This is a genomic window from Cupriavidus sp. FW305-F7, from assembly GCF_058782875.1.
Genome location: NZ_JBYSYC010000050.1, coordinates 1 through 26,282, shown reverse-complemented (window position 1 = coordinate 26,282; position 26,282 = coordinate 1). Strand labels below are relative to the sequence as shown.

27 protein-coding genes are annotated in these 26,282 nt (G+C 68.7%); 15 read left to right on the top strand and 12 right to left on the bottom strand.

Features of this window, described 5'->3' with window-relative positions; genetic code table 11:
• Positions 1-130: 130 nt before the first annotated feature.
• Positions 131-2,977 carry a M16 family metallopeptidase gene (locus tag AC3WL8_RS33045; protein WP_492379708.1) on the bottom strand — a complete coding sequence of 949 codons (2,847 nt, stop codon included), beginning with the start codon at positions 2,975-2,977 and terminating at the stop codon, positions 131-133.
• A gap of 163 nt (positions 2,978-3,140) precedes the next feature.
• Here AC3WL8_RS33045 and AC3WL8_RS33040 point away from each other — a divergent pair, with 163 nt between their 5' ends.
• From AC3WL8_RS33040 to thpR, 3 genes are read left to right on the top strand one after another with little or no spacing between them, the layout of a single operon-like run.
• On the top strand, positions 3,141-4,622 hold the full coding sequence (locus AC3WL8_RS33040; RefSeq protein ID WP_492379707.1) for an AlkA N-terminal domain-containing protein: 1,482 nt from the start codon (positions 3,141-3,143) through the stop codon (positions 4,620-4,622).
• Positions 4,619-5,119 carry a methylated-DNA--[protein]-cysteine S-methyltransferase gene (locus AC3WL8_RS33035; protein WP_013954073.1) on the top strand — a complete coding sequence of 167 codons (501 nt, stop codon included), beginning with the start codon at positions 4,619-4,621 and terminating at the stop codon, positions 5,117-5,119. The genes AC3WL8_RS33040 and AC3WL8_RS33035 overlap by 4 nt, the downstream gene beginning before the upstream one ends.
• A gap of 19 nt (positions 5,120-5,138) precedes the next feature.
• Complete coding sequence (gene thpR, locus AC3WL8_RS33030) at positions 5,139-5,708, top strand: RNA 2',3'-cyclic phosphodiesterase (RefSeq protein WP_013954072.1); 570 nt, start codon at positions 5,139-5,141, stop codon at positions 5,706-5,708.
• Here the strand turns inward: thpR and AC3WL8_RS33025 are convergent.
• Complete coding sequence (locus AC3WL8_RS33025; protein ID WP_153954293.1) at positions 5,692-6,315, bottom strand: LysE family transporter; 624 nt, start codon at positions 6,313-6,315, stop codon at positions 5,692-5,694. The two genes, thpR and AC3WL8_RS33025, sit on opposite strands and share 17 nt — an antisense overlap.
• Before the next feature lie 132 nt (positions 6,316-6,447).
• Here AC3WL8_RS33025 and AC3WL8_RS33020 point away from each other — a divergent pair, with 132 nt between their 5' ends.
• Positions 6,448-7,341 (top strand): LysR substrate-binding domain-containing protein, encoded by an 894-nt coding sequence (locus AC3WL8_RS33020; protein WP_153954292.1) that lies wholly within the window; start codon positions 6,448-6,450, stop codon positions 7,339-7,341.
• Positions 7,342-7,515: 174 nt separating this feature from the next.
• Positions 7,516-8,274, top strand: a complete 759-nt coding sequence (locus AC3WL8_RS33015; RefSeq protein ID WP_041228754.1) for a flagellar brake protein — start codon at positions 7,516-7,518, stop codon at positions 8,272-8,274.
• 104 nt (positions 8,275-8,378) lie between these two features.
• Here AC3WL8_RS33015 and AC3WL8_RS33010 read toward each other — a convergent pair whose 3' ends face one another.
• The 4 genes from AC3WL8_RS33010 to AC3WL8_RS32995 all read right to left on the bottom strand — a co-directional run bounded on the left by AC3WL8_RS33010 (position 8,379) and on the right by AC3WL8_RS32995 (position 12,312).
• Positions 8,379-9,227 carry an IclR family transcriptional regulator domain-containing protein gene (locus AC3WL8_RS33010; protein WP_013954068.1) on the bottom strand — a complete coding sequence of 283 codons (849 nt, stop codon included), beginning with the start codon at positions 9,225-9,227 and terminating at the stop codon, positions 8,379-8,381.
• A 128-nt stretch (positions 9,228-9,355) separates the two neighbouring features.
• On the bottom strand, positions 9,356-9,598 hold the full coding sequence (locus AC3WL8_RS33005) for a hypothetical protein (protein WP_492379706.1): 243 nt from the start codon (positions 9,596-9,598) through the stop codon (positions 9,356-9,358).
• A 38-nt stretch (positions 9,599-9,636) separates the two neighbouring features.
• Positions 9,637-9,771, bottom strand: a complete 135-nt coding sequence (locus AC3WL8_RS33000; RefSeq protein ID WP_256449231.1) for a hypothetical protein — start codon at positions 9,769-9,771, stop codon at positions 9,637-9,639.
• 246 nt (positions 9,772-10,017) lie between these two features.
• Positions 10,018-12,312 carry a patatin-like phospholipase family protein gene (locus tag AC3WL8_RS32995; protein ID WP_492379705.1) on the bottom strand — a complete coding sequence of 765 codons (2,295 nt, stop codon included), beginning with the start codon at positions 12,310-12,312 and terminating at the stop codon, positions 10,018-10,020.
• 234 nt (positions 12,313-12,546) lie between these two features.
• Between AC3WL8_RS32995 and AC3WL8_RS32990 the strand changes: the two genes are divergently transcribed.
• From AC3WL8_RS32990 to AC3WL8_RS32970, 5 genes are all read left to right on the top strand, one after another.
• Positions 12,547-12,783 (top strand): hypothetical protein, encoded by a 237-nt coding sequence (locus AC3WL8_RS32990; protein WP_013954064.1) that lies wholly within the window; start codon positions 12,547-12,549, stop codon positions 12,781-12,783.
• A 46-nt stretch (positions 12,784-12,829) separates the two neighbouring features.
• Positions 12,830-13,156, top strand: a complete 327-nt coding sequence (locus AC3WL8_RS32985) for a hypothetical protein (protein ID WP_013954063.1) — start codon at positions 12,830-12,832, stop codon at positions 13,154-13,156.
• 77 nt (positions 13,157-13,233) lie between these two features.
• The gene (locus AC3WL8_RS32980; protein WP_492379704.1) at positions 13,234-13,437 is read left to right on the top strand and encodes an oxidoreductase-like domain-containing protein; all 204 of its coding nucleotides are present in this window, start codon (positions 13,234-13,236) and stop codon (positions 13,435-13,437) included.
• Positions 13,434-14,297 carry an NAD-dependent protein deacetylase gene (locus AC3WL8_RS32975; protein WP_153954289.1) on the top strand — a complete coding sequence of 288 codons (864 nt, stop codon included), beginning with the start codon at positions 13,434-13,436 and terminating at the stop codon, positions 14,295-14,297. The genes AC3WL8_RS32980 and AC3WL8_RS32975 overlap by 4 nt, the downstream gene beginning before the upstream one ends.
• Positions 14,298-14,657: 360 nt before the next feature.
• Positions 14,658-15,557, top strand: a complete 900-nt coding sequence (locus AC3WL8_RS32970) for a DMT family transporter (RefSeq protein WP_492379703.1) — start codon at positions 14,658-14,660, stop codon at positions 15,555-15,557.
• 40 nt (positions 15,558-15,597) lie between these two features.
• Here the strand turns inward: AC3WL8_RS32970 and AC3WL8_RS32965 are convergent, their stop codons facing one another.
• From AC3WL8_RS32965 to AC3WL8_RS32955, 3 genes are all read right to left on the bottom strand, one after another.
• The gene (locus AC3WL8_RS32965) at positions 15,598-16,152 is read right to left on the bottom strand and encodes a DUF1439 domain-containing protein (RefSeq protein ID WP_013954058.1); all 555 of its coding nucleotides are present in this window, start codon (positions 16,150-16,152) and stop codon (positions 15,598-15,600) included.
• 105 nt (positions 16,153-16,257) lie between these two features.
• Positions 16,258-16,461, bottom strand: coding sequence for a SlyX family protein (locus tag AC3WL8_RS32960; RefSeq protein WP_010811191.1), 204 nt, complete (start codon positions 16,459-16,461; stop codon positions 16,258-16,260).
• Between the two features lie 86 nt (positions 16,462-16,547).
• A complete protein-coding gene (locus AC3WL8_RS32955) occupies positions 16,548-16,973 on the bottom strand; it encodes a VOC family protein (RefSeq protein ID WP_013954057.1) in 426 nt (141 codons plus the stop codon).
• A 263-nt stretch (positions 16,974-17,236) separates the two neighbouring features.
• Between AC3WL8_RS32955 and AC3WL8_RS32950 the strand changes: the two genes are divergently transcribed.
• On the top strand, positions 17,237-18,184 hold the full coding sequence (locus AC3WL8_RS32950; RefSeq protein ID WP_011617941.1) for a LysR family transcriptional regulator: 948 nt from the start codon (positions 17,237-17,239) through the stop codon (positions 18,182-18,184).
• Between the two features lie 15 nt (positions 18,185-18,199).
• Here the strand turns inward: AC3WL8_RS32950 and AC3WL8_RS32945 are convergent, their stop codons facing one another.
• From AC3WL8_RS32945 to AC3WL8_RS32935, 3 genes are read right to left on the bottom strand one after another with little or no spacing between them, the layout of a single operon-like run.
• Entirely contained in the window at positions 18,200-18,976 is a 777-nt protein-coding gene (locus AC3WL8_RS32945; RefSeq protein ID WP_013954055.1) for an enoyl-CoA hydratase, read from the bottom strand.
• Between the two features lie 15 nt (positions 18,977-18,991).
• Positions 18,992-19,960: a tripartite tricarboxylate transporter substrate binding protein gene (locus AC3WL8_RS32940; protein ID WP_013954054.1), complete on the bottom strand. Its 969-nt coding sequence runs from the start codon at positions 19,958-19,960 to the stop codon at positions 18,992-18,994.
• A 49-nt stretch (positions 19,961-20,009) separates the two neighbouring features.
• Complete coding sequence (locus AC3WL8_RS32935) at positions 20,010-21,173, bottom strand: CaiB/BaiF CoA transferase family protein (protein ID WP_013954053.1); 1,164 nt, start codon at positions 21,171-21,173, stop codon at positions 20,010-20,012.
• Positions 21,174-21,475: 302 nt separating this feature from the next.
• On the opposite strand from AC3WL8_RS32935, the gene argG reads away from it, so the two are divergent.
• From argG to AC3WL8_RS32915, 4 genes are all read left to right on the top strand, one after another.
• On the top strand, positions 21,476-22,801 hold the full coding sequence (gene argG / locus AC3WL8_RS32930; protein ID WP_013954052.1) for an argininosuccinate synthase: 1,326 nt from the start codon (positions 21,476-21,478) through the stop codon (positions 22,799-22,801).
• 231 nt (positions 22,802-23,032) lie between these two features.
• Positions 23,033-24,373 (top strand): MFS transporter, encoded by a 1,341-nt coding sequence (locus AC3WL8_RS32925; RefSeq protein WP_013954051.1) that lies wholly within the window; start codon positions 23,033-23,035, stop codon positions 24,371-24,373.
• 17 nt (positions 24,374-24,390) lie between these two features.
• The gene (locus tag AC3WL8_RS32920) at positions 24,391-24,984 is read left to right on the top strand and encodes an RBBP9/YdeN family alpha/beta hydrolase (RefSeq protein WP_211979500.1); all 594 of its coding nucleotides are present in this window, start codon (positions 24,391-24,393) and stop codon (positions 24,982-24,984) included.
• Positions 24,985-25,050: 66 nt separating this feature from the next.
• On the top strand, positions 25,051-26,214 hold the full coding sequence (locus AC3WL8_RS32915; protein ID WP_492379702.1) for a porin: 1,164 nt from the start codon (positions 25,051-25,053) through the stop codon (positions 26,212-26,214).
• Positions 26,215-26,282: the final 68 nt, after the last annotated feature.

Here is a 26,282-nt window from a genome sequence, read left to right as displayed (position 1 = left end):
CAACCCGGGGTCGCGGCAAGGGGCTTGCACCGGACGCCTGCCGACCGCTCCCTGCCTTGCCGCCGCGATGTTGCGCAGGCCGCGCCTGCGGCCTTTCGCCAGTGCAGCCGAATATTGTTTCCCGCGTATGTCAGGGCTGCACCTGCGGTGCCGCGCCGGCCGCTTCGTTGCCTGTGCTCCCGGGCGCGCCGGCGCCACTTCCGCTGCCGGTCGTGCCCGCCTGCGCCGGTGCGCCGCTGAAGTCGCCGGCATAGACGCGCGACAGCGTGCCTGGCTGCATGTAGCGCCGAATGGCCGCGTTGACGGCTTCCGGCGTGGCGTTGCGCAGGCGCTCTTCGAGTTCGGCGGTGAAGGCCATGGTGCGGCCCAGGTAGAGCTGGTTGGCCAGCGCGCCGGCCAGCGCGGCATCGTTGCTGCGGCTGACCATGCCCTGCTGCAGCAGGCCGCTGACGGCCTCGGCCAGTTCCTGCGCGGTGATGCCGTCGCGCACGAAGCGCTCCAGCTCCTCGGCCATGGCGCGTTGCAGGCGCGCCAGGTTCTGCGGTGCGTATTGCGCCTGCAGGCCGAAGCGTCCCGCGCGGTCGAGCGCGCCCACCTGCACCCAGCTGCTCGCGCCATAGCTCAGGCCTTCCCGCTGGCGCAGCCGGTCAGCCAGGCGGCCGCGCAGGCTGGCGCCGCCGAGCACGCGGTTGGCAATCATCATCAGCGCATAGTCCGGCGCGTCGTTGGTCAGGTCGATCGGCGCGGCGGCCAGGTAGATGGCATTGGCCTTGCCCGGAGCGGGCAGCGTGAACTCCGCCGGCGGGATCGGCACATAGGGGCGCTCGACGCGCGCGTAGGGCTGTGGCGCGCTCCAGTCGCCGAACAACTGCGCTGCCTGCGCGGCCGCGGCCGGGGCATCGAAGTCGCCCACCAGGCTCAGCTGCGCGTGGCCCGCGCCGTAGAAGCGCGCGTGGAAATCACGCACCTGCGCCAGCGTGACGGCCTGCAGGTCGTCGATGTTCTCGGCAAAGGTGCGCGCATGGCGCGGGTCGCCCGCGGGGTAGGGGTCGCCATGGCGGCCCAGCGCATTGGACGCCATCACGCCGGGCTCGCGCTGGATGCTTTCGATTTCCGCGATGCTGGTCTTGCGCAGCGTTTCTAACTCCGCCTCGGGGAAGGTCGGTGCGCGCAGCAGGTCGCGCAGCAAGGCCAGCAGTTCCGGCAGGTGCGCGCGGCGCGTATCGAAGCTGACGGTCACGCGCTCAGAGCCGCCAGAGATGCCGACGCGCGCGCGCAGCGCCTCGATGCGGTCGGCGATCTGCTGGCGGTCCATGCCAGCCGCGCCGCGCCGGAGCATGGAGGCGGTTAGCGCGCCCACCGTGGTCAGCCCCTGCAGGCTCTGCACGTCGCCCATGCGCAGCACCAGCGTGCCGTGCACCACTTCACCGCGCGCGGGCTTGGGCAGCAGCGCCAGCTGCATGCCGTTGGCCAGCGTCTGGCGCGTGGTGTGGTCCTCGATATTGGCGGGGCTGGGATCGAACGCCGCCACCGCGGCCATTGCCTGCCTGCCCTGGTAGCCGCTGACCATGGCGGTGACATCGGGCGCCGGCGGCACCTGCGTGCGCGACGGCTGCTCGACGGGAAGGAACACGCCCACGGTGCGGTTCGATGCCTGCAGGTAGTTCAGCGCCACGCGCTGCACGTCGGCAAGCGTGGTGGTCTCGATGCGATCGCGCGCCAGGAAGAACAGGCGCCAGTCGCCCTTGGCGATGGCCTCGGACAGCGCAATGCCGAGCGCGCCGGGATCGTTCATGTAGTGTTCGTACGCGTTGCGCATGCGCACGCGCGCACGTTCCAACTCGGCCTCGGTCACGGGCGCCTCGGCAAAGCCCTCGACCTGCGTGATCAGCCCGGCGCGCGCGGCCGCGAGCGGCTGGTCTTTGGACGTCTCGACCATGAGCAGCAGCGCGCCCGGGTCTTTCATCGCATAGAGCGCGGTGCCGACCGACACGGCCTGGCCACGCTCGACCAGCGCCTTGTACAGCCGCCCGCCCGGCGTGTCGCCGAGGATGATGGTCAGCAGCGAGAGTGCCGTGCTGTCCGGATGCGCGCCCGGGCTGACGTGGTACTGCGCGGCGACCAGGCTGTTGTCGCCGGGGCGCATCACTACCAGCTCGCGCGCGCCTTCCTGTGCGGGCTCGACGGTATGCTCGGGCGGCAGCACGCGCGTCGGGCGCGGGATCGGCCCGAAGTAGCGCTCGATGCGTGCCAGCGTGGCGGCGGGATCGAACTTGCCGGCCACCACCAGCACCGCGTTGTCGGGCTGGTAGTAGCGGCGATAGAAGGCACGCAGGTTGTCGATGCTGACCTGCTCCACGTCGCTGCGCGCGCCGATCGGGGCCTTGCCGTAGTTGTGCCAGCGGTAGGCGGCGGCCATGGTCTGCTGCATCAGCATGCGCCCGGGGCTGTTTTCGCCCATTTCCATCTCGTTGCGCACCACCGTCATCTCGCTGTCCAGGTCGGCGCGCGAGATCACGCTGTTGACCATGCGGTCGGCTTCCATGCGCAGCGCCCAGTCGAGGTTGTCGTCGTTGGCGCTGAAGGTGCCGAAGAAGTTGGTACGGTCCTGCGCGGTGGTGCCGTTCACGCTCATGCCGCGCCGCGCGAACTCGGTCGGGATGGTCTTGTCCGGCAGCGCTGGCGTGCCCTTGAACAGCAGGTGCTCGAGCAGGTGGGCCATGCCGGTCTCACCATAGTTCTCATGGCGGCTGCCGACCAGGTAGGTGATGTTGACGGTGGTGGTGGCCTTGGCCGCGTCCGGTGCCAGTACGATGCGCAAGCCGTTGGGCAGGCGGTATTCGGTGATGCCTTCGACCGACGCCACCTGCGTGGCCCTGGCAGGCGTCGCCGCGGGGGCGGTCTGCACTGGCTGCGCCAACGCCGGCGCGCAGGCAAGCGAAGCAAGCAAGGACAGGTGCAGGGCAGTGCGGCGCATGGCGTCTCCGGGCGGGCGGTGGCAGTGAGTTGGTGGGTGAGGCACGAAGCGCATTCTAGCCGCCGCCCCTGCCAGGAACTGTGCCGCAGCCCACGCCTGCGCGCCAGAGGGAAATGTCCGAATCCAGCGGGTAAGTCGTTGCAGGTAGCGGTAGCATGCCGTCATGCACCTCGATCCCGATACCTGCTACAAGGCCGTGGCCTCGCACGACCGCCGCTTCGACGGACGCTTCTTCGTGGGCGTGTCGTCGACGGGCGTGTACTGCCGGCCGGTGTGCGCAGTACGCACGCCCAAGCGCGAAAACTGCACGTTCTATGAGAGCGCCGCGGCGGCGGAGAAGCATGGCTTCCGCCCCTGCTTGCGCTGCCGTCCGGAGCTGGCGCCCGGGCATGGGCTGGCCGATATTTCAGGCCGGCTGGCGCAGGCCGCGGCCACGCTGATCGACGAGGGCTTCATGGCGGAAGGCAGCGTGGCCGCACTGGCAGCGCGCATCGGCGTGACCGAGCGCCACCTGCGGCGCCTGTTCGATGCACAGTTCGGCGTGTCGGTGCTGGAGTACGCGCAGACGCAGCGGCTGCTGCTGGCCAAGCGCTTGCTGGCCGACACCGCGCTGCCGGTGACCGAAGTGGCGCTGGCGGCGGGTTTCGGCAGCGTGCGCCGCTTCAACGATGTGCTGAAGACCCGCTACGGCCTGACGCCGCTGGCGCTGCGGCGCCGCGCCGCCGACGGCGTGGCCGACCGGCTGGTGTTCGACCTGGGCTACCGTCCGCCGTTTGCCTGGGACGCATGGCTGCGCTTCCTGGCTACGCGCGCGGTGGACGGCATCGAGGCCATCGGGGACGGCACCTATATGCGCACGCTGCTGGTGGATGCCGGCGGCAGCACGCACACCGGCTGGGTACGCATCGAACACGTGCCGCGCCGGCTGGTGCTGCGCGTCACGTTGTCGGCCTCGCTGGCGCGCGTGATTCCGCAGGCGCTGGGCAAGGTGCGCCGCCTGTGCGACCTGGGCTGCCGCCCGGACGTGGTGGACCGGCACCTGGGCGAGCTTGCCGAGGCAATGCCGGGCGTGCGCCTGCCGGGCAGCGTCGATGGTTTTGAGATCGCCGTGCGCGCGGTGGTGGGGCAGGTGATCTCGGTGGTGCAGGCGCGGCGCATCCTGGGCGCGCTGGCGCAGCATGCGGGGCAGGCGCTGGACGGCACGCCCCCCGACGGCCTGCACTACACGTTCCCAACTGCCGCCGCCATTGCCACCCTGCCAGGGCAAGCCTTGCGCGATGCCGGGGTCTCAGCTGGCAAGGCGCGCACGCTGCTGGCGCTGGCGCAGCGCGTGGCCGACGGCACGCTGGCGCTCGATGCGCACGCGCCGCCTGAGCAGACCGTGGCGGCGCTGCGCGAGGTCGGCGGCATCGGCGACTGGACCGCGCAGTATGTCGCCATGCGCGCGCTGGGCTGGCCCGATGCCTTCCCGGGCACTGACTATGCGCTGCGCAAGGTGCTGGGCGTCAGTACCGTGCGTGCGATGCACGAGCGCACCGCGCAATGGGCGCCGTGGCGTGCCTACGCCGCCATCCACCTGTGGCATCGCTATGAAGCGATGAAGGACGCGGCCAGCGCCGCGGCCGAACCGGAGACGATCACATGACCAGCTATCGCCATATTGACAGCCCGCTCGGGACCATCCTGCTGCGCGTGCAAGGCGCACACCTGACCGGCCTCTTCTTCGCCGGGCAGAAATACCACCCCACGGGCATTGCCGACAGCCGCGACGTGCGGCCGGCCGATGCCGCCGTGCTCGACCGCGCCGCGTCGGAACTGGCCGATTATTTCGCCGGCCGCCGCGATACTTTCACCGTGCCGGTGCGCTTTGCCGGCAGCCCGTTCCAGCAGCGCGTGTGGGAGGCGCTGCTGGCCATCCCCTGCGGCGAGACCGCGTCGTACGGCGAACTGGCCCGCGCCCTGGGGCTGCCGCCCACGCATGCGCGCGCAGTCGGCGGCGCGGTGGGACGCAACCCGCTGTCGGTGATCGTGCCCTGCCATCGCGTGCTGGGCAGTGCCGGCGCACTGACCGGCTACGCCGGCGGCATCGAGCGCAAGCGCGCCTTGCTGCAACGCGAAGGCATCGGCACCACGCCAGGCTGATCGCGCTGGCTGCGCTGCCATGCCGCGCCTGTTCATTGCCGTGGAAGTCCCGCCCGCGCAGGCGGCATGGCTGTTGTCGACCCTGCCGCCCGCGCACGGCGTGCGGCCGGCAGCGCCAGAGCAGGTCCACCTGACCCTGCACTTCCTGGGTGAGTGCAACGTGCCTGGCGCAGCGCTGGAGGCCGCGCTCGACAGCATCCGCGCGCCCGCCTTCCTGCTTCAGGTGGCCGGCACCGGGCGCTTTCGCAGCGGCCAGGGTTCGGTGCTGTGGGCAGGCCTGGCGCCAGGTCCCGGCCTGGACGCGCTGCGCGCCCTGCACGCGGATGTCGGGCAGGCGCTGGCCGAGGCCGCGGGCATTACCCCGGAGCGGCGGCGCTTCCATCCGCACCTGACGCTGGCGCGCTGCAAGCCGTCCGTGCCGGAAAGCGTGCTGCGCGCCTGGCTCGATACGCACCGCACGCTGGCAAGCGAGTCCTGGCACGTGCGGCGGCTGGTGCTGTTCGAAAGCCGGCTCGGCCCGCAAGGCCCCCAGCATCTCGTGCGCCAGGCCTGGCCACTGACGCAGGCTGGCCCTACGCCAGGTTGCTGAGCCCCAGCGCCACGCCCAGCCCGCACAAGGCCGAGCCGATGGCGCGGTCCAGCAGGCGCTGGCGCCGCAGCATCGCCGCGCGCAGCGCGGGCGCGGTGAACACGCACGCCACCAGGCTGAACCACGCCAGGTGCGCCATCGACATGAACCCGCCATAAGCCCATTGCACCGGCACCGGCGTGCGCGCATCGACCACCTGGGTGTAAGTGCTGACCACGAACAGCGTGGTCTTCGGGTTCAGCGCATTGGTCAGGAAGCCCATGCGCAGCGCCGCCCACGGCCGCAGCGTGCGCGCACCTTGCAGGTCTACTGCCAGCGCCTCGCGGTTGCGCAGCGTCTGGATACCGATCCACACCAGGTAGGCCGTGCCCAGCATCTTCACCACCGTCAGCACGCTGTGCGCATGGGTCATCAGCAGCGCCACCCCGAACATCGTATAGAGCACATGCACCTGTACCCCCAGCGCGATCCCGAACGCGCTGAGCAGGCCGGCGCGGCGACCGTACAGGTAGCTGTTGCGGGTCACCATGGCGAAGTCCGGGCCCGGACTGACAACGGCCAGCACGGTCACGGCGGCGACCGCCAGGGATTCGGCGATTGGGGGCATTTTCTGTCAGATTACGTTGCAGTTATCCGGAGATCGCCACATCGGGAGATCCGGGCGTACCCAATTCTGCGGGCCGGAAAGGACCGCCACAACCGATATATACTCGCGCAATTACGTGAGAAAAACTGACTGATGCACTGGCTGGGCTGGATCCGATTCTTCGAGGCCGCGGCGCGCCACGAAAGCTTTGTCCGGGCGGCGGAGGAACTGCACCTGACCCATGGCGCGGTCAGCCGGCAGATCCGCCAGCTCGAGGACACGCTGGGCGTGGCGCTGTTCGAGCGGCGCAACCGCGGGGTTTTCCTGACCGAGGCGGGGCGCACGCTGTTTGCGGCGTCCACGCAATCGATGGAGGTGCTGGCCGGCGCCGCCGCGCGCATCCGCACACAGCCGCCGGGGCGGGCGCTGGTGCTGTCATGCGAGCCGACCATCGCCATGCGCTGGCTGATCCCGCGGCTGCCGCGCTTTGCCGCGCGCCATCCCGATATCCCGCTGCACCTGATGGCCGCGGGCGGGCCGATCGACTTCACCCGCAGCGGCGCCGACCTGGCACTGCGGCGCAATGACTTTGCCTTCGATGCGCGCTGGCACGCGCGCGAGGTGGCGCAGGAACGGGTAGGGCCGGTGTGTCGGCCGCAGCTTGCGCAGGGGGCGGCCACGGTCCCGGCGCGCCTGCATACGCGCACGCGGCCCGAGGCATGGCAGCGCTGGCAGGCGGTGCGCGGCGATGCCGCCGCCGTCGTGCAGTGCGAAGGCGACGCCTGGTACGAGCATTTCTACCTCAGCCTGCAGGCCGCCGCCGCGGGGCTGGGCTGGGCCATGGCCTCGCAGCTGATGGCCGCTGACGAGATCGCCGATGGCCGGCTGGCCGCGCCATTCGACTTTGTGGCCGACGGATCGGCCTATCATCTGCTGTCGCCCGCACCGTTTGAACACGACACGCGCCGGCTGGTGCTGCTGGCTTGGTTGCGCGAAGAGGCGCAGGCAACGCTTGCTGCGCCGCCGCCATCGCCGTTGGACGCCTGAAAGCGGCGTGCGCGCTACCCCCCGGAAGTCTGTGCTTAAGTTCTGCCACAGATCTGCCGAAGTGAGACCATGAGTCTTGCCGGGCAATGGGGCAGGCGCTTAACATGCGCGCGGCCGGCAGGCCCAAGCCCCCGTACCCGGCGATCCCAGCCACTTCAGACGTTGCGTGAATCCATGAATCAGCACGATGCCTCCGGGCCAGCCGATAACGGCGCCGAATCCGACATTGAGCCGGCGGATGAGCGTTATCGCCTGACGCACAACTCGCAGATCGGCACCGTGCTGCGCGACCTGTCCTGGCAGAAGTGCATGCTGAGCGTGCGCACCCGCACCGGGCACCAGTTCGTCACGTCGGTCCTGCACGTCGACCCGGTCGACCGCACCTTCGTGTTTGACTGGTGCAATACAGAGCCCGAACGGATGTCGCTGCTGACCTCGGAGGAGAACGCCTTCTCGGGGCTGTTGCGCGGCGTGCCGGTCAACTTCGTGGTGGGCCAGCCGGGCGCCACGCGCTATGAGGAAGGCCCGGCCTTCGTTGTCGAATTCCCGGAGAAGCTCTACCACTTCCAGCGCCGCCGTCATTTCCGCGCGCGCACGCTGGTGACCAGGGGCTACCGCTGCGAGATCCACATGTCAGACAAGACCGTGCTGGGGCTCGATATCGCCGACCTGTCGCTGTCGGGCGTGGGGCTGCGCTCGAAGACGGTCTCGGCAGAGCAGTTGCCGGTCGGCACCACGGTCGGCAAGTGCCGGCTGGACTTCCGCGAGCTGGGCAAGCTTGAGCTGGACCTGCAGGTGGTTGGCCACTGGCTGGTGGGCCATGACGACAGCGCCATCCACCATTTCGGCTGCGCCTTCATCCATCCGGACGGGCGCATAGAGAACTTCCTGCAGCGGCTGGTATTTGCGCTGGAACTGGCGCACCGGGGCTGATGCACCGTAGCGGATGCCGCGGCATATTGCCGGCCACGGCGTGACCGCGGCCATGCTCAGACCCGCGCGGCTGCGCGGGTAGTTAGCGGACTAGTAAGCGGCAATCAGGAGCCGATCAGCCGGCCGATTGCCGCCGCGGCTTCGCGTATCGGCGGCAGCAGCCGCGAGATCATCTCCGCTTCGGAGACACGCGCGGCGCGCACGCTCACGCTCAGCCCCGCCAGCACGATGCCGGAGGCCGAGCGCACCGGCACGGCCATCGCGCGCAGGCCCGGTTCCAGCTCTTCATCGACGATCACGTAGTCCACTTCGCGGGCGCGCTCGAAGCATGCTTCCAGCTCCTGGCGCGAGACCTTGGTCTGCAGCGTGCGCGGGCGCAGCTCGGCATGCTCGAAGAAGCCGTCCAGCACCGTGGCGGGCTGGTGCGCCAGCAGCAGCCGGCCGTTGGAGGTGCAGTAGGCCGGCAGGCGGCTGCCCATGCCCAGCGAATAGTTCAGCACCCGCTGCACTTCGGAGCGCACCAGGTACAGGATGTCGGTGCCGTCCAGGATCGCCAGCGTGCAGGTCTCGTGGATGCGTGCGCTCAGGTTGTCCAGGATCGGCTGCGCCAGGGACACCAGCGAGGTCGACGAGAAATAGGCGTGGCCCAGGTGCAGCACGCGCGGCCGCAGCGCAAACTGCCCATCCTGCTGGCTGACGTAGCCGAGCTGTTCCAGCGTATAGAGGCAGCGGCGCACCGAGGCGCGCGACAGCTGCGTGCGCTGCGCCACCTGCGAGATCGTCAGCGGGCGCTTGCGTTCCGAGAAGGCCTCCAGCACGGTCAGCCCGCGCGCCAGCGACAGCATGAAGTTGGGATCGCCGGCAAAACTGGCGAGCAGGTCGGCCTGGGGCCGGGCAACGCGGACGGTGTCGGCCTGTGCATGGCCAAGACCGAGGGGGCGGAGGACATCCATTGGGAGGTGTGTTGTCTGGGCTTGTTGTCCGATAATCGCGCAATCTTAAACCGGCTGGCCGCCAGGGGCCAGCCTTTGCTGCATTCGCGCATCGCCCGCACGGCACGAGGGCCGGATGCTGCGCTGCGTCAGCGCCCGCGCCGCTCCGCGATCTCGTAGAGCGCCATGCCTGCCAGCATGGCGCCGACAAAGCCCCAGGCCTTGGCATAGCCGGCACCGAGCGCTACCAGTGCGAACGCCGCGCTGCCCAGCACCAGCGATGCTACCAGCAGCCCGGCCGCCAGCACCTCGGCCCAGCCGGCATCGATTTGCGCCGCGGGCATGGCATCGAACGCGCCCGCCAGCCACGGCGCCAGCAACAGCCCGATCACAAAGGCGGCGCGCCAGGCGCTGTCGCCGTGCGGCAGCTTCAGCAGGCCGCCGACAATGCCGCTGATGCCGGCAATCGGCCGAGACCCGGGATCATCAGCGCCGCCGCGAGGCCGATGACCAGCCCGCCGGCCAGCGACAGCCACGGCGTGAAATGGGTGAAATCAATCTGCATGGGAGGAGGCGCGCGAAGGGGCGCGGAGCGGCCGCAAGTGCAGACCGAGGCCCGGATTATGGGCGCCGCATGCCAAGCGGGCGCCCAAAAAAAATGTCGCCGCTGGGGAGCGGCGACCGGGGAAGGTCGTCATTCAAGAGGGGGTCTTGGTGACGTAAAAAGTATAGATATTTGAATTAAGACATTACATACAACTTTGGTAGGGTACGGCGGGTTCACATTTGGTGAGCGCTTATGCTGGCCGGCTCAGAAGGGTTTGCCCAGGAACAGGTAAAAGCTGTATGTGCCTGCGGCGGCGCGTCCATAGGCCAGGTAAAGCGGGCCCAGCGGACTATCCAGCGCCAGGAAGACCGAGCCGGATTTGAGCAGCCCGGTCGGGCTTCCCGGCACCAGCGGGTCGCCCATGCGGCCCGCCTCCAGCGAAAAGCCTGCGTACACGCCTTGCAGCAGGGTCTGGCGCGCAAGCTTGTTGTAGTACACCAGCCGCGCAAACTGCAGGTTGCCGCCCAGCAGCTGTCCCGTGGCATAACCGGATTGCTGCAGGAAGCCGCCCCACTGGAACAGGTCATAGCGCGGCAGCGGCTTGCCGCCAAGATTGCTGCCGACCTTGAAGGCCAGCGAGACCGTGTTGTCACCGAACGAGTGGGCATAGATGCCCTCCGCCTGCGCTTTGACATAAGCCTGGTCGGCACCCAGCCCCGGCTGCGAGGCGTAGATGTGCAGCCGGGCCGCATAGCCGAAGCGCGGGAAGTCGACGCTGTCGAGCTGGTCGAACAAGAGCCGCCCGGTGATGGCGCCGCGCCGGATATTGCCCGGGCCTGGCGACAGCGACTCGGGGCCGGTGCTCAGGGTGGCGTGTTCCGAGCCGGTCTGCACGCCCACGCGCAGCTCGCCGTACTTGGTGAACTGGCTGCCCGCGTCCAGCGCGATGTCAAAGCGGCGCAGGTCGTAGGTGGCGATGCGCGTGCTGCCCTGGAAGACATTGACCGGGCGCCGCTCCAGCTCGATGCGTGGCGCGATAAAGAAGTACTGGCGCGTATCCAGCGGTTGGTAGAACTCACTGATCAGCGACGAGGTCTGGCCCACCTGCGCATCGGTGCGCCATTCGGCGCCAAGCGCATTGAGCCAGGTGCGCCGGTAGCTGCCCACCAGGTTGAAATAGGCATCGCCGCGGAAATCCGAGCTCAGCCCGAGCCCGAAGCGCAGGTAGTCGGGACCGTAGGATTTCTCCACCGCATTGACCGCCAGCACGCGCTTGCCGGGCTCTTCCAGGATGCCGTAGTTGACGTGCTCGAAGTCGCCGGTGCCGAACAGGCGGCGCATGTCCTGGTCCAGCGTGGCCTGGTCGACCGGCTGCCCGGGCTTGGTTTCCATCACCGCGGTGGCGTAGTCCGGGTTGACGCGCTGCAGCGGCGCCAGCCGGATCTCGTCGACCGGGCGGGTGTCGGGCGGCTGTACCGCCTGTTGCCTGGCGCGCAGTTGCGCATATTGCGCCGGCGGCAGTGCCAGCGGCGCAAGGCGGTCGGCGACCTTGCGCGCGGCGGCCTCGCCGATGGGGATGGTTGCCGGAAGGTGGTCGAAGTCGGTCGCGGAGAAATCGCCCAGCGCCGGCTCGATCAGCACGTCGGTGGGCCGCAGCGAGGCCAGCGACGCACGCACGTTCTGCTCGGTCAGGATATTGAGCATCTGGCCGGTCACGCCGATGATCGAGGTCAGCTCCTCGCGCTTCATCAGCGGCGTGCCTAGGTTCACCGCGATCACGACATCGGCGCCCATCTTGCGCGCCACGTCCACCGGCAGGTTGTCGGTCAGGCCGCCGTCGACCAGCAGCCGGCCCTCATACTCGGCCGGCGCCACCGCGCCCGGCACCGACATGCTGGCGCGCATCACGTTGGCCAGCTCGCCCTGGCTGAACACTACTGGCGTGCCCGCCACCAGGTCCGTGGCCACGGCGCGGTAGGGAATCGGCAGATGGTCGAAGTCCCGGTAGCCGGGCGCGTTTGCCAGCTGGCGCAGCACGGTCTCCAGCTGCACGCCCGAGACCGCGCCCTTAGGCAGCAAGAGGCCGCTGGCCTGCACCCCGATCTCCGGCGTGAACAGGTTGGTGAAATCGTCCTGCTTGCGCCGGATGGTCAGGTCCTGGCGCGGCGGGCGTTCCTTGAAGATCTTGTCGGTGCTCAGGCCGCCGACCAGCCGCTCCATTTCGGCGGGCACCATGCCGGTGGCATAGGCACCCCCCACCAGTGAACCCATGCTGGTGCCTGCGATGCAGTCGACCGGGACGCGCATCGCCTCCAGCACCTTGAGCACGCCGATATGCGCCGCGCCGCGCGCGCCGCCGCCCGAGAGCACCAGGCAGATGCGGGGGCGCGCGCCCGCGGCCCGCTGCGGCGTGGCTGCCGCGGCCTGGTTCGCGGGCGGCTCAATCGCCGGCGCCGCCGGCATGGAGGCCGGCTCAGCGGCCAGGACCGCGCCCGCAGCCAGCGCCAGGGCCGCCGGTACGAGCAGTTCGCGCAAGCAATGGAATGGGGCTGCCTTCATGGCACCGTGGGGTTCGCAATCGGTTCGCTGACGGCCGCAGCGCGCGGCAGTGGCCCCGCCCGGCGGCCGCCGGGCGGGACATCCGGCTATCTTCGGGCAAAATGCCGCATGCAGGCCGCCCGCTCGCGGCCGTGCAAAAACAATTCATCACGCCGTTCGGAAGCGTGCAGATCGGCACGCGACCCCGCGGTGCCCTGCACTAGGATGGATACAGGCGAGGTGCTTGGGGGTTGCATGTACGGTTATTTCTTTTGCCAGACCGCCGCGGGACAGCTCACGCTCATTCCCCGCGAGAAGGACTGGATGCTGATGCTGGGCAATGGCGTGATGGGGAGGTTCCCGGATGCCCAGGCAGCGGTGGATGCCCTGCACGAAGGCACCCTGCGGGTGCAGGGGCAGCGCATCGATGCCAGCGCGCTGGGCGTGCCGGCACGCGCGCACGACTGGCTCTACCATGTACTGAGCCGCTGACGCGGCGCACCGGCGGACGCGCTGTCCCGCCAAAGGGGGAATCGCCATGACTGCCCTGGTCGAGTGGACCCGCGAGCATACCTGCCGGCTGTTTCCGATGTCGGCCGAATACCATCGCAGCGACGGCAACCAGGTGCAGGTCAGCTGGCAGGCCGAGCCGGCCGGCTCGCCCGGGCGCTGTCGCCTGAGCGCGGCCCTGCAGTTCGACCAGAGCGTGATCGACGCCGTCTACCTGGCCGACGCCGCCGAACTTGCCCGCATCGGCGCCAGGCTGGCCAGCGTGGTGTCGCGCCGGCTTGCCGAGGACGACATCGCCTGCCTGGCGGGCACGGCGCTGGTGATCCCGGTCGGCGAGGGGCTGCTCAGCCACTGAGGGGTCCGGCGGCAGGCCGGGGCTGGCGGGAATATACTGGCGGTTGATCCGCCATTGCGCCTGTTCGCGAACTGTCAGTGTCCCAAGCGTCCCCCGCCATGCCCCCCGACGACCCCCGCCCGGTGCCGCCAGAGCGGCCCGGCGACGACGAGTGCTGCGGCTCCGGCTGCGATCCCTGCATCTTCGACTACTACTACCAGGAGATGGACCGCTACCGCGAGGAGCTGCGCGCCTGGGAGGCGCGCCAGGCGGCGCGCCATGCCGAGGATCCGGCAAGTTGAGCGAGCCGCTGCAACCCCCGCACCCGACGTCCGCGCTGTTCGATTTCGTGCAGCGCCACCCGCGCCTGTTCGTGCTGACCGGCGCGGGCATCAGTACCGATTCCGGCATTCCCGGCTACCGTGACGCGCGCGGCCAGTGGCAGCGCTCGCAGCCCATCACGCTGCAGGCCTTCCTGGGCTCGCACGCGGGGCGCCAGCGCTACTGGGCGCGCAGCATGCTTGGCTGGCCGGTGGCGTGGCAGGCGCGACCCAATGCCGCGCACCATGCGCTGTCGCGCCTTGGCGCGCACGGCCGGCTCACGGCGCTGGTCACGCAGAATGTCGACGGCCTGCACCAGCGCGCCGGCAGCGAGGGTGTGATCGAACTGCATGGCAGCCTGGCCAGCGCCATCTGCCTGGACTGTGGCACGCGCCATGACCGCGCCGGCCTGCAGGACTGGCTGCTGGCACAGAACGCCGCGCTGCGCGACGTGATCGCCGAGCCCGCCGCCGATGGCGACGTGCATTTCGAATCGCCGCTGTTCGCGCAGTTCCGCGTGCCCGAGTGCGGGCGCTGCGGCGGCATCCTCAAGCCGGACGTGGTGTTCTTCGGTGAATCCGTGCCGCGTCCGCGGGTCGATGCCGCGCGTGCGGCACTGGAAGCAGCGGATGCCATGCTGGTGGTCGGTTCGTCGCTGATGGTCTATTCCGGCTACCGCTTCTGCGTCTGGGCCGGACAGATGGGCAAGCCCGTGGCCGCGCTCAACCTGGGCACCACGCGCGCGGACGCGATGTTCGCGCTGAAGGTGGAAGCCGGATGCGCGCCGACACTGCAGGCGCTGGTGTCCCGGCTGGAGCAGGGCACGACAAAACCTCGTTGACGCGATGGCCGCACAGGCATAGCATCGCCAGATTGCTTCTTCAAAGTCTTCGATTCCCACCATGACCGCAGACCGCCAACGCCCCATCAACGCCGCGCCCCCGGGCCGCGCGTTGCCATGCGTGCGTCGCCAGCCTGCGTTCACATCTGTCGCGCCGCCGCCGTTCATCGGCGGTGCGCACCCGCCGCCGCCGCCGCGCGGCTGACGGGTACGCCCCCCAGCCTCATTCGTCTCCGGTAGTCCCGTATCCGTGTGCCTGCGCGCACGGCAGCCGCACGCCTGTACGCGTCTGCCGCCGTCCCATGGCCGCATGCCGATGCGCGTCGCCGGAGCCTGCCAAGCTGACGACAGGTGACATCCATGACAACCGACAAAGACTGCGTGGCGCAATTCGACGCCGCCACCGGCACACGCACCACCAACTCCTTCGCCTGGGCCACGCCCCTCTTCGTGCTGCTGTGGAGCAGCGGCGCCATCGCCGCCCGGCTGGCCCTCGACCACGCCGCGCCCTTCGCCTTGCTGACGCTGCGTTTCGCGCTGGTCTGCGCCGTGCTGGGCGCGATCGGCCTGGCCAGGCACCGCCAGCTGCCGCCGCGCGGCGAGCGGCTGTACACCGCCGTGACCGGCCTGCTGCTGATCGGCGGCTACTCCGTCTTTTACTTCCTTGCGCTCGACCACGGCATGACACCCGGCGTGCTCGCCACCGTGCTTGGCGCCCAGCCGATGCTGACCCTGCTGCTGACCGAGCGGCGCTTCAGCGCCGCACGCATGGCGGGCCTGGCCTTCGCGCTCGCCGGGCTGGCCATGGTGGTGGCGGACAGCCTGCTGCTGGCCAGACTGTCGCTGGCGGGCATGCTGTGCGCGCTGGCCTCGCTCGCCAGCATGACCGTCGGCGCCATCCTGCAGAAGCGCATCACGCGTGCACCGGCTGAAGTGCTGCCGCTGCAGTACGGCGCGAGCCTCGCGGCCTGCCTGCTGTGCCTGCCGTTCCAGCCCTTCGCCTTCGATGCTTCGCTGGCGTTCGCTGCGCCGTTGCTGTGGCTGGCACTGGTCATTTCGATCGGTGCGACGCTGCTGTTCTACCGCCTGATCCGCGCGGGCAACCTGGTCAACGTTACCAGCCTGTTCTACCTGGTGCCGGCGGGTACGGCGGTGCTCGACTACCTGCTGCTGGGCAACCGCATGGCGCCGCTGGCGATGGCGGGAATGGGGGCGGTGTTGGCGGGGTTGGGGGTGGTGTTCAGAGGTGGGCGGGGATGAGGTAGAGGAAGAAGGAGCGAGCCTGGCCCGCAGGCTATGCCTACCGCTGCTTCACCTCCACCCGCACTTCATCCTTGCCCACGGTAATCGCCCCCGGCTCCACATCCTTGCCGCCGACGCGCAGCTCCTCGGGCTTGAAGGTGTAGACCGGATAGTCCTTCAGCAGCTGCTGCGCAACCACGGCGCCGATCGCATTGAGTTGTTCGCGGTATTGCCCCATGCCGGCAACTTCCACCTGCTGCACGGTCGGGTTGTCTAGCAGCACCGCGCGCTTGGCCGGGTCATAGCGCACGCCGCTGTTCAGCGCGAGCTTGCCGTCTACCGGCGGGGAGGGCAGCAAGGCGTTGGTCAGGCGTGCGTCGACGTGGGTGGTGACGCGGTTGTTGGCTTCGTCCAGCACCAGCCGGGGATGGCTGAGCTGCACGCTGACGACTTCGGCGTAGCGCAGCGTGGCGGGGAAGCGCTGGTCCAGGGCGGTCTGCAGTTCCTGCCGGGAGAGGGAGTACTCGCCGGTCCAGATGTTGTAGCCGGCCAGCGCCGAGGAGGCACCAGCGACGCAGGCGGCGGCAATCAGCAGGGAAGGTTTCACACGCATGTGGCGGATGGGGCGCGCCTGTCGAGGGCAGCGATGGATGGGTCAGCCTGTCAGACCGCGCGGGCGGGGTGGCGTTCCGTCACATCGGCGATCGGCCCGCGTCCATCAGTAGTGCGGCGGGATTTCCTGCTGGGGATCGGCTTCGGCCGCGGTGGTGGCGGCGCTGCGCACCTGCTGGTACAGCGCGCGGAACTGTTCCTGCAGCAGGTCGATCTGCTGCTGCTGGCGCGCCACGGTGCTGTTCAGGGTATCAAGCAGGTCTTCCTGGAAGGCGAGCTTGATTTCGAGTTCGTTGATGCGATCGTCCATGGCGTGGTTTCTCCGGCAGGCGGCGCATTGTAAGCCTATCGGCCCACATGGCGCTCCGCCGGCCGGGAAACGGCGTTACATCTTGCTTACTTCGGTGCCGTCAGCAGCATCCACATGATGCCGAAGCGGTCGGTGACCATGCCGAACTGCTCGGCGAAGAAGGTCTTGTCCAGCGGCATCACCACCTGGCCGCCTTCCTTCAGGCCGTTGAAGGCTTTTTCGACCGCGGCCTTGTCCGGGTAGTTGATCGACAGGCCGAATCCCTGGAAGTTGGGCTGGTTCGAGCAGCGGCCGTCGGAGGCCATGATCACGCTGTCGCCGATCTGGAACTCCATGTGCATGACCTTGTCTTCGGTGCCGGCGCCGGGCTGGCACCCCGGGCTGGCCTTGTCGGCCTCCGGGTTTTCCTTGAACGTCATCCGCATGTTGACCTTGGCGCCGAGAATCTTCTTGTAGAACTCAACGGCTTCATCGCAACGGCCTTCGAAAAACAGATAGGGTTGGACTTGCATGACAACTCCTGTAGGTAGGCCGCCGCTCGGGCGGCCGTGGATATCGGCATGGCGCGCGAATCAGGCGGCGCGCTGGCAACTGGCGCACGCTCTTGTGTACGCCGTCCACAATACCTTAGCAAAGAAAATGGACGACGTCCACATCAAGTGAGTGGAGTGTGTGCGGACCGGGTGGCGGGCGGGAGCCCACAGTGCTGCACTAGAATGGCCGCGACACCACCAGCGCCAATCCCTTCGACCGTCCCGACCTAAGCGGAGTTGCTTTGCGTTACGAACTGACCGACCTGCGCCTGTTCCAGGCCATTGCCGATGCGCAAAGCCTGTCAGGTGGCGCTTCGGCCACGCATATCACCGCGTCGGCGGCGAGCTACCGGCTGAAGAACCTGGAGCACGCGATGGGCACGCCGCTGTTCGTGCGCACCGCGCGCGGCATGGAACTGACGCCCGCCGGTGAAACCCTGCTGGTCCATGTGCGCGAACTGCTGCTTGGCGTGGAGCGCATGCATGGCGAGGTGGGACGCTTTTCTGCCGGGCTGAAGGGCAATATCCGGCTGCTGGCCAACAGCAGTTCGCTCAACGGTTTCATCATCCCGAGCGTGAGCCGCTTCCTGCTGGCCAACCCGGATGTGAACATCGACCTGGAGGAGCGCGCCAGCCAGTCGATCCTGGCGGCGGTGGCGGCGCACGAAGCCGATGTCGGCATCCTGGCGGGAGATTTCCAGACGGGCGGCGAAGCCACCGGCGTGCGCTCGGTGCGCTATGCGCGCGACGAGCTGATCCTTGCGGTGGCCGCGGATCACCCGCTGGCGCGCGAGCCTGAAGTGCGTTTCGGCGCGGCGCTGGCCTTCGACTTTGTCTGCATGAGCCGCACCAGCAGCAACTTCCTGTTCCTGCGCGACATGGCGCAGCGCGCGGGCAAGGGGCCCAACGTGCGGCTGCATGCGCACAGCTTCGATGCGGTGCTGTCGCTGGCCGAGGCCGGCGTGGGGGTGGCGCTGGTGCCGCGCAGCGTGGCGGCGCAGGCCTTGCGTGAGGCGCGCGTGGTGGGGGTGCGGCTGGCAGAGCCGTGGGCCCTGCGCGAACTGAACCTGATCGTGCGCGCCGACGGCAAGCTGCCGGCGTTTGCCGAGGCCTTTGCGCAGTTCCTGCTGAACGATCCGCGCGTGGTGGCCACGCGCGAAGGCGGCGCCGTCGCGGCCACGGCGCCGTAAGCACTTCCCCGCGCTTCAGCGCTTGCGGTTCAGGAAGGTGGCCATGTGCTGCTGCGGCTCGCCGGTGTCGAAGGCGCTGCCGAACTCGGTCACGCTGTTGTTGATCGACACTTCCAGCGGCGCATCTTCCCACTCGCGCAGCAGGCGCTTCTGCTGACGCACCGCGACCGGGCCGAAGCCGGCCAGCAGCGCGGCCACGCGTTCGATTTCCAGGTCCAGCTCCGCCAGTGGCACCACGCGGCTCACCAGCCCCCACTGCAGCGCCTCGGCGGCATCGGAGATCTCGCCCGTCAGCAGCATCCATGCCGTGCGCGCATTGCCGATCAGGCGCGGCATCAGCGCGGCGTGGATCACCGACGGGATGCCGACCTTCACTTCCGGCATGCCCAGCTGCGCGTTGTCGGCGGCGATGCGGATATCGCACGCCAGCGCCAGTTCCAGCCCACCGCCCAGGCACCAGCCCGGCATGCGCGCGATCACGGGCACCGGCAGGTGGCGCACGGCGTCGCACAGGCGGCGCAGGCCGCTGATGAAGGCCTCGGCGCTGGCGCGGTCCAGCGCGGCCATTTCCTTGATGTCGGCACCGCCGACAAAGCCTTTCTCGCCGGCGCCGCGCAGCACCAGCACGCGTACCGCGTCATTGCCGGCCAGCGCTTCGATGGCGCGCGTGAGCGATGCGATCACCGGCGTGCTCAGGATATTGAGCGAGCCCGCCTCGCGGATGGTGACGGTGGCGATGCCGCGCGCGTCGATCTCGACGCCGGCGTGCGGTTCTTGCTGAAGTGCGCTCATGTCGTTCCTTGTGGCTTACTGGAGCTTGGTGAAGTGGATGTCCTCGACGACTTGCTTCCAGTGCGCATTCTGCGCCCGGATCAGGTCGCCGAAGGCCTTGCGCGATGTCGGTGCCGGGACCGCGCCTTGTTTCTCGATGGCGGCGATCACCTCCGGCTCGGCCAATACCTGGCGCACCGCGTCGTTGAGCTTGTCGAGGATGGCAGCGGGCGTGCCCGCCGGTGCGCCCAGGCCGAACCACGACGGGTTGTTCATCGCCGGCAGCCCGGCCTCGGCATAGGTCGGCACATTGGGCAGCACCTTCAGGCGCTGCTTCGCGGCGACCGCCAGCGGCTTCAGGCGCCCACCCTGGATCAGGCCCGACGACGATGGGATATTGTCGAACACCACCTGGATCTGGCCCGCCACCGCATCGTTGAGCGCTGGGCCCAGGCCCTTGTACGGCACGTGCAGCATGCGCGTGCCGGTGGCGTTCATGAACAGCTCGCCGTTCATATGGCTCAGTCCGCCGTTGCCGGACGAGCCGAACGAGTACTTGCCGGGGTTGGCCTTCAGCAGCTTGATGAACGACTGCAGGTCCGTGGCCGGGAACGCCGGGTTGACCACCAGCACGTTGGGCACGTCGGCCAGGTTGCTGACCGGAGCGAAGTCCTTGACCGGGTCATAGGCGGTCTTCAGGTAGACATTGGGGTTGACCGCGTGCGAGCTCTCCACCTCCATCACCAGCGTGTAGCCGTCGGCCGGCTGCTTGGCCGCGTAGGCGCTGCCGACCGCGCCGCCGGCGCCCGGGCGGTTCTCGACCACCACCGGTTGCCCCAGCACCGGGCCCAGGCGCGTGCCGACGATGCGCGCGATGATGTCGGTGGTGCCGCCGGCGGCATAGGGGACGATCATCTTGATCGGCCGGTCGGGATACGCGCTTGCATGCGCGGCGCCGCTTGCGCATGCAGCCAGCAGCGCGATGGCGGTGAAGGTTGGTTTCATCGGTGTCTCCGTGTCAGTGTTTTCGGTCTTGTGGGTCGCTGCGCGCCGTTCAGCCTGCCGGGCTGTGTTCGCCCAGCAGCGGCGGCGGTGGCAGCGGCAGGTCGTGCCCGGCCAGCATCGGGTTGCGCACCATGGGCACTTTGCCCATGACGGGGTGTTCGGCCACCTGCATCAGCCCGCGGTGTTGCACCTGTGGGTGGGCGAAGACTTCATCCATAGTGTGGATCGGCCCCCAGGGCACGCCGGCCGCATCGAAGGCATCGGTCCACGCAGCGCGCGTGCGTGTGGGGAATAGATCGGTCAGCACGGCGCGCAGCGCGGGCAGGTGCTCAATGCGCGCGGAGTTGGTGGCGTAGCGCGGGTCCTGCGCAAGATCCGGCATGCCGGCCACGGCGCAGAAGCGCGCGAACTGGCTGTCATTGCCGATCGCCAGGATCAGGTGGCCGTCGGCGCAGCGGAACACTTCATAGGGCGCGCAGTTGGGATGGGCATTGCCGCTGCGCTGCGGGTTCTGGCCCGACACCAGGTAGTTGGCAGCCTGGTTGGCGTTAATCGCCACCGCGACATCGAGCAGCGCGATATCCAGGTGCGCACCCAGCCCGGTCGCCTGGCGCTGGTACAGCGCGGCCAGGACGGCGGAGGTGGCATACATGCCGGTGCTCAGGTCGACCACGGCGACGCCGGTGCGCAGCGGCCCGGCGCCGGGCGTGCCGTCGGGCTGGCCGGTGTAGCTCATCAGCCCGCCCATGCCCTGGAACACATAGTCATAGCCGGGTTTGTCCGCCATCGGCCCGCTCTGGCCGAAGCCGGTGATCGACAGGTAGACCAGGCGCGGATTGATCGCCTTGAGCGTGTCGTAGTCCAGCCCGTAGCGGCGCAGCGTGCCGACCTTGTAGTTCTCGACCAGCACGTCGGCCTCGCGCGCCAGCTCACGTACCTGCGCGGCGCCCTCGGGCGTGCCATAGTCGATCGCGACCGAGCGCTTGCCGCGGTTGCAGCAGATGAAGTAGCCAGACAGGCGCTGCGTGTCTCCGCTGCCCTCGGGCGCTTCCAGGTAGGGCGGGCCCCAGCCGCGGGTATCGTCGCCGCGCTCCGGGTGCTCGACCTTGGTCACCTCGGCGCCCAGGTCGGCCAGGTTCTGGGTACACCAGGGACCGGCCAGGATGCGCGACAAGTCCAGGACCCGGACTCCTTCCAGGGCGCGATGCAGCATGACGACTCCGCTTTCAGACAACAGTGCGGCGGAGTATAGGGAGGGGCCCAGGCGCGAACCAGTCGAGAGTTTTGAAAGGCGCGTTCGCGGGATTTGAATGGTCCGGCGGGCCCGGATGCAGGTGGCGCCGACGCCCCCGCCAGTCCCGGCGTTTGGCGCGTGGGCGCTGCCGTGTCACAATTCGCGTTTGGCACTGACTCGGCACGTGACTCGGCCGGCCGCGTCGCCGTGCTTCCCGCCGCCCCGGCGCGCGTATTGGAAGCCCGCCCAAGAGCCGACAAATTCACTTAGATTTTCTGGCGATGACTACCATCCTTCAGCACATTCCTTCCGGCCAGCGCGTCGGAATCGCCTTCTCCGGCGGCCTTGACACCAGCGCGGCGCTCCTCTGGATGCGCCAGAAGGGCGCCGTCCCCTACGCCTACACCGCCAACCTGGGCCAGCCCGACGAGCCCGACTACGACGACATCCCCCGCCGCGCCAAGGCCTACGGTGCCGAGGAAGCCCGCCTGGTCGACTGCCGCACGCAACTGGTGGCTGAAGGCATCGCCGCCATGCAGTGCGGCGCGTTCCACATCTCGACTGCCGGCATCACCTACTTCAACACCACCCCGATCGGCCGTGCTGTCACCGGCACTATGCTGGTTGCCGCAATGAAGGAAGATGGCGTCAACATCTGGGGCGATGGCAGCACGTTCAAGGGCAATGACATTGAGCGTTTCTACCGCTACGGTCTCCTGACCAACCCCGGCCTGCAGATCTACAAGCCGTGGCTGGACCAGCAGTTCATTGACGAACTGGGCGGCCGCGCCGAGATGTCGGAGTTCATGCGCCAGAACGGCTTCGACTACAAGATGTCGGCCGAAAAGGCATACTCGACCGACTCCAACATGCTGGGCGCCACCCACGAGGCCAAGGACCTGGAGCACCTGGATTCGGGCATCCGCATCGTCCAGCCGATCATGGGCGTGCAGTTCTGGCGCGATGACGTGGAAGTGAAGCGCGAAGAAGTCACCGTGCGCTTCGAGGAAGGCCAGCCGGTCGCGCTGAACGGCCAGACCTTCGCCAACAGCGTCGACCTGTTCATGGAGGCCAACCGCATCGGCGGGCGCCATGGCCTGGGCATGAGCGACCAGATCGAGAACCGCATCATCGAAGCCAAGAGCCGCGGCATCTACGAAGCCCCGGGCCTGGCGCTGCTGTTCATCGCCTACGAGCGCCTGATCACCGGCATCCACAACGAAGACACCATCGAGCAGTACCGCGACAACGGCCGTCGCCTGGGCCGCCTGCTGTACCAGGGCCGCTGGTTCGACCCGCAAGCCATCATGCTGCGCGAAACCGCCCAGCGCTGGGTGGCGGGCGCCATCACCGGCGAAGTCACCATTGAACTGCGCCGCGGCAACGACTACTCGATCCTGAACACCACCTCGCCCAACCTGACCTACAAGCCGGAACGGCTGACCATGGAGAAGGGCGAGTCGATGTTCACGCCGCTGGACCGGATCGGCCAGCTGACCATGCGCACGCTGGATATCGTCGACACGCGCGAGAAGCTGCAGACTTATGCCAAGAGCGGCCTGCTGTCGACCAAGGTCAGCGCCTCGCTGCCGAAGCTGGAAGACTGAGCTTCGCCGCGCCTCGCCTGACGGCGGGCCAGCGAGAAACCGGCACCTTCGGGTGCCGGTTTTTTTTGTCTCGGCGTTTTCCCCAGCTGTCCCGGAATGTCAAACGTACGTCCCGGAATATCAAACCGCACGGTCCCGATCGCCAGATACTGCCTGCGCTCGTCACCCTTCGGCGGCGGGCTGTGAACGCACGGCGGCGCGAAGACCGCCGGTCTGCTTCCGGAGACGCCCATGTCCAGACCCCGCCTTGCCCTTGCCGCAGAGTCGGCCACGCCGGCCCTGCCGGCTGCTGCCGGACCGCGCTATGCGTGGCTCGTCTTTGCGCTGACGTTCGCGCTGCTGCTGTCGGACTATATGTCGCGCCAGGTGCTCAACGCGGTGTTTCCGCTGCTGAAGGCCGAATGGCAGCTCGGTGATACGGAGCTGGGCGCGCTCGGCGGCGTGGTGGCGCTGATGGTGGGCGTGCTCGCGATTCCGCTGTCGCTGCTGGCCGACCGCTGGGGACGCGTGCGCAGCCTGATCCTGATGGCGGCGCTGTGGAGCCTGGCCACGCTGGGCTGCGCGGTGGCGGACAGCTTCGGCCAGATGTTCCTGGCGCGGCTTTGCGTTGGCATCGGCGAGGCGGCGTATGGCAGCGTGGGTATCGCGGTAGTGGTGTCGGTGTTCCCGCGCCATCTGCGCGCCAGCCTCAGCGCGGCCTTCATTGCCGGCGGTGCCTTCGGCTCGGTGCTTGGCATGGGGCTGGGCGGTGTCCTGTCGGCCCACTTTGGCTGGCGCATTGCCTTTGCCGGGATCGCCGGCTTCGGCCTGGTGATGGTGGCGCTCTACTACCTGACCATCAGCGAGCATCGGCTGCGCGGGCTCCAGCAACGCGTGAGCGCGGCCAACGGCGACGCGGCGGTCCCGGCCCGGCAACTGGAGCCGCGCCGGATCGTGCGCGAGCTGCTGACGGTGCCTTCCATGCTCTGCGCCTGCGCCGGCAGTGCGCTGCAGCTGCTGGTGATGGCGGCGCTGCTGGGCTGGCTGCCCAGCTTCCTGTCGCGCGACTACGGCATGGCGACCGGACGCGCCGGCGTGGCTGCGGCAATGCTGGTGCTGATGGCCGGCGTGGGCATGGTGGCCTGCGGAGCGCTGACCGACCGCGTGGCGCGGCGCGTGCCCGCGCGCAAATGGCAGATGGCCATCGCCTACAGCGTGATCTGCTGCGTCTTGCTGATGACGGCGTTCCGGCTGCCCGCGGGCCATGCGCAGCTGGTGCTGATCGGCGCGGGCATGCTGGTGGTGGGCGGCACCGCCGGCCCAGCCAGCGCGATGGTGGCCAACCTGACGCGGCCTGCCATCCATGCGACCGCGTTTGCCACGCTGACCCTGATCAACAACCTGCTGGGGCTGGCACCGGGTCCGTTCCTCACCGGCGTGCTGGCCGACCACATCGGCCTGACCGGCGCGCTGCAATGGATTCCGCTTGCCGGTGCGGCCGCGGCCCTGCTGTTCTGCCTCGGCCGCCGGCGCTATGCGGCGGACCTGCGCCGCCTGGATGGCCACGCTGTGCCTGACGTTGTTCCTGCCTGACTCCTTCCAATCCGACCATGACTGCTACACCCACCCACACTGTCCTGATGGTGCCGGGCCTGCGCGACCACGTCGCCGAGCACTGGCAAACGCTGCTGCAAGCCGAACTGCAGGCGCAGGGGCGCGACGTCCGCTGCGTGCCGCCGCTGGAGCACGACAAGCTCAGTTGCGCGGCCCGCGTCGCCGCGCTCGATGCCGCGCTGGCGGACATCGACAAGCCGGTCGTGCTGGTCGCGCACAGCGCCGGCGTGATGATCACCGTGCACTGGGCGGCGCGGCACCAGCGCCGAATCCTGGGCGCGCTGCTGGTGACGCCGCCGGATTTTTCGCAGCCGCTGCCGCCCGGCTATCCGGCGCAGGACACGCTGGTGCAGGGGGGCTGGCTGCCGACGCCGCTCGCGCCCTTGCCGTTCCCCAGCCTGGTTGCTGCCAGCGGAAACGACCCACTGGCCAGCCATGCGCGTGTCGCGGAGATGGCCGCCGCATGGGGCAGCCGGCTGGTGGACCTGGGCAACGTCGGCCACCTCAACCCTGCCGCGGGCTACGGCCCGTGGCCGCGTGCCCATGACTTGCTGGCGGAGCTGGGCACCCTGGTCACGCACGATTCGTGACCCGCCGCGTCCGCGGCACAACAAAAGAATCCGGCCGCAAAGGCCGGGCAACCAAGGAGGAGATGAATGAAAACCAGAAGCACCGTGATGGCCTTGATGCTGGGCTGCCCGCTAGCGGCCGCCGCGCAATCGTCCGTCACGCTGTATGGCGTGGCGGACGTCAACGTCGAATACGTGAACCGCGTCGGCGCTGTGCCCGTTGCCACTAACGGCTTCAACCCAGGGCCGGGCGACAAGGTGTTCCGGATGGCGTCGGGCGGGCTGTCCGGGTCGCGCTGGGGCCTGCGCGGCGCGGAAGATCTTGGTGCGGGATGGCAGGCGTCGTTCGTGCTGGAAAGCGGTTTCAGCCTGGACAACGGCACCATGCAGCAGAGCGGTCGCCTGTTCGGCCGCCAGGCCTTTGTCGCCCTGCAGCACGCCGGCATCGGCCAGCTCAGCCTGGGCCGCCAGTACACGTCGATCTTTGAAGCGCTGGCGAACTTCTCGCCTACCGCCTACGCCACGCAATATGAACCGGTGGTGCTGCAGGCGGGCGCCAATTTCCGCGAGGACAACACGGTCAAGTACACCGGCCAGTTCGGCCCGCTGACGGCGCGGGCGCACTGGTCGTTCGGCGCCGGGCTGGCGCTGCCGCAGACTGTTGGTATTGCCACCCCGATCGGCGGCAATGGCGAAGTGCCCGGACAGTTCCGGCGCGACACCGCCTACGGGGCCTCGCTGGCGTATGCCACCGGGCCGTTCGGCGCCACCATCGGCTATGACCAGTGGAACCCCACCATCGGCACCAGCAATGGCACCGTGCGCAAGGCCGTCGTGGCGGCCAGCTACGCCTTTGGCCCGGCCAAGATCATGGGTGGCTATCGCTGGGGTCAGAACAAGAATGCCGCCGACGTGGTGATCCAGCGGGACGACTACTACTGGATCGGCGCCAACTATCAGGTCACCCCGGCCGTGGGGCTGACGCTGGAGTACAACTACGACAATGTCAGGAGCCTGTTTGGCAATACGGAAGTGGCCAATCCGTGGCAGGTTGCCTTTGTCGCCAACTATGCGTTTTCGCGGCGCACGGATGTGTACCTGTCGACGGCCTATGCTCGCAATGCCGGCCTGATGCTGGAGTCGCTTGCCACGGTCTATGCCAACAGCCTGTCGCTGGGCAACAGCTATGCCGCGGCCAACGGGCAGCGCAGCATGGTTGGCGTGGCTTTGGGGATGCGGCACAAGTTCTGAGTGCGCCGGGAGACCGGCAAGGAGTAGGTGGTGAAAGTCCACTACGATGAAGGAATAGCGAACCACAT

What these genes read in the sequence shown, in the direction of transcription:
- AC3WL8_RS32925 (WP_013954051.1), top strand. Translation starts at nt 23,033, where the DNA reads ATGTCCAGACCCCGCCTTGCCCTTGCCGCAGAGTCGGCCACGCCGGCC.
- AC3WL8_RS33025 (WP_153954293.1), bottom strand. Translation starts at nt 6,315, where the DNA reads ATGCCCCCAATCGCCGAATCCCTGGCGGTCGCCGCCGTGACCGTGCTG.
- AC3WL8_RS33035 (WP_013954073.1), top strand. Translation starts at nt 4,619, where the DNA reads ATGACCAGCTATCGCCATATTGACAGCCCGCTCGGGACCATCCTGCTG.
- AC3WL8_RS32935 (WP_013954053.1), bottom strand. Translation starts at nt 21,173, where the DNA reads ATGCTGCATCGCGCCCTGGAAGGAGTCCGGGTCCTGGACTTGTCGCGC.
- AC3WL8_RS32945 (WP_013954055.1), bottom strand. Translation starts at nt 18,976, where the DNA reads ATGAGCGCACTTCAGCAAGAACCGCACGCCGGCGTCGAGATCGACGCG.
- AC3WL8_RS33020 (WP_153954292.1), top strand. Translation starts at nt 6,448, where the DNA reads ATGCACTGGCTGGGCTGGATCCGATTCTTCGAGGCCGCGGCGCGCCAC.
- AC3WL8_RS32990 (WP_013954064.1), top strand. Translation starts at nt 12,547, where the DNA reads ATGTACGGTTATTTCTTTTGCCAGACCGCCGCGGGACAGCTCACGCTC.
- AC3WL8_RS32985 (WP_013954063.1), top strand. Translation starts at nt 12,830, where the DNA reads ATGACTGCCCTGGTCGAGTGGACCCGCGAGCATACCTGCCGGCTGTTT.
- AC3WL8_RS32915 (WP_492379702.1), top strand. Translation starts at nt 25,051, where the DNA reads ATGAAAACCAGAAGCACCGTGATGGCCTTGATGCTGGGCTGCCCGCTA.
- AC3WL8_RS32995 (WP_492379705.1), bottom strand. Translation starts at nt 12,312, where the DNA reads ATGAAGGCAGCCCCATTCCATTGCTTGCGCGAACTGCTCGTACCGGCG.
- argG (WP_013954052.1), top strand. Translation starts at nt 21,476, where the DNA reads ATGACTACCATCCTTCAGCACATTCCTTCCGGCCAGCGCGTCGGAATC.
- AC3WL8_RS33000 (WP_256449231.1), bottom strand. Translation starts at nt 9,771, where the DNA reads ATGCAGATTGATTTCACCCATTTCACGCCGTGGCTGTCGCTGGCCGGC.
- AC3WL8_RS32965 (WP_013954058.1), bottom strand. Translation starts at nt 16,152, where the DNA reads ATGCGTGTGAAACCTTCCCTGCTGATTGCCGCCGCCTGCGTCGCTGGT.
- AC3WL8_RS33015 (WP_041228754.1), top strand. Translation starts at nt 7,516, where the DNA reads ATGAATCAGCACGATGCCTCCGGGCCAGCCGATAACGGCGCCGAATCC.
- AC3WL8_RS32920 (WP_211979500.1), top strand. Translation starts at nt 24,391, where the DNA reads ATGACTGCTACACCCACCCACACTGTCCTGATGGTGCCGGGCCTGCGC.
- AC3WL8_RS32970 (WP_492379703.1), top strand. Translation starts at nt 14,658, where the DNA reads ATGACAACCGACAAAGACTGCGTGGCGCAATTCGACGCCGCCACCGGC.
- AC3WL8_RS32955 (WP_013954057.1), bottom strand. Translation starts at nt 16,973, where the DNA reads ATGCAAGTCCAACCCTATCTGTTTTTCGAAGGCCGTTGCGATGAAGCC.
- AC3WL8_RS33045 (WP_492379708.1), bottom strand. Translation starts at nt 2,977, where the DNA reads ATGCGCCGCACTGCCCTGCACCTGTCCTTGCTTGCTTCGCTTGCCTGC.
- AC3WL8_RS33010 (WP_013954068.1), bottom strand. Translation starts at nt 9,227, where the DNA reads ATGGATGTCCTCCGCCCCCTCGGTCTTGGCCATGCACAGGCCGACACC.
- AC3WL8_RS33040 (WP_492379707.1), top strand. Translation starts at nt 3,141, where the DNA reads ATGCACCTCGATCCCGATACCTGCTACAAGGCCGTGGCCTCGCACGAC.
- AC3WL8_RS32960 (WP_010811191.1), bottom strand. Translation starts at nt 16,461, where the DNA reads ATGGACGATCGCATCAACGAACTCGAAATCAAGCTCGCCTTCCAGGAA.
- thpR (WP_013954072.1), top strand. Translation starts at nt 5,139, where the DNA reads ATGCCGCGCCTGTTCATTGCCGTGGAAGTCCCGCCCGCGCAGGCGGCA.
- AC3WL8_RS32940 (WP_013954054.1), bottom strand. Translation starts at nt 19,960, where the DNA reads ATGAAACCAACCTTCACCGCCATCGCGCTGCTGGCTGCATGCGCAAGC.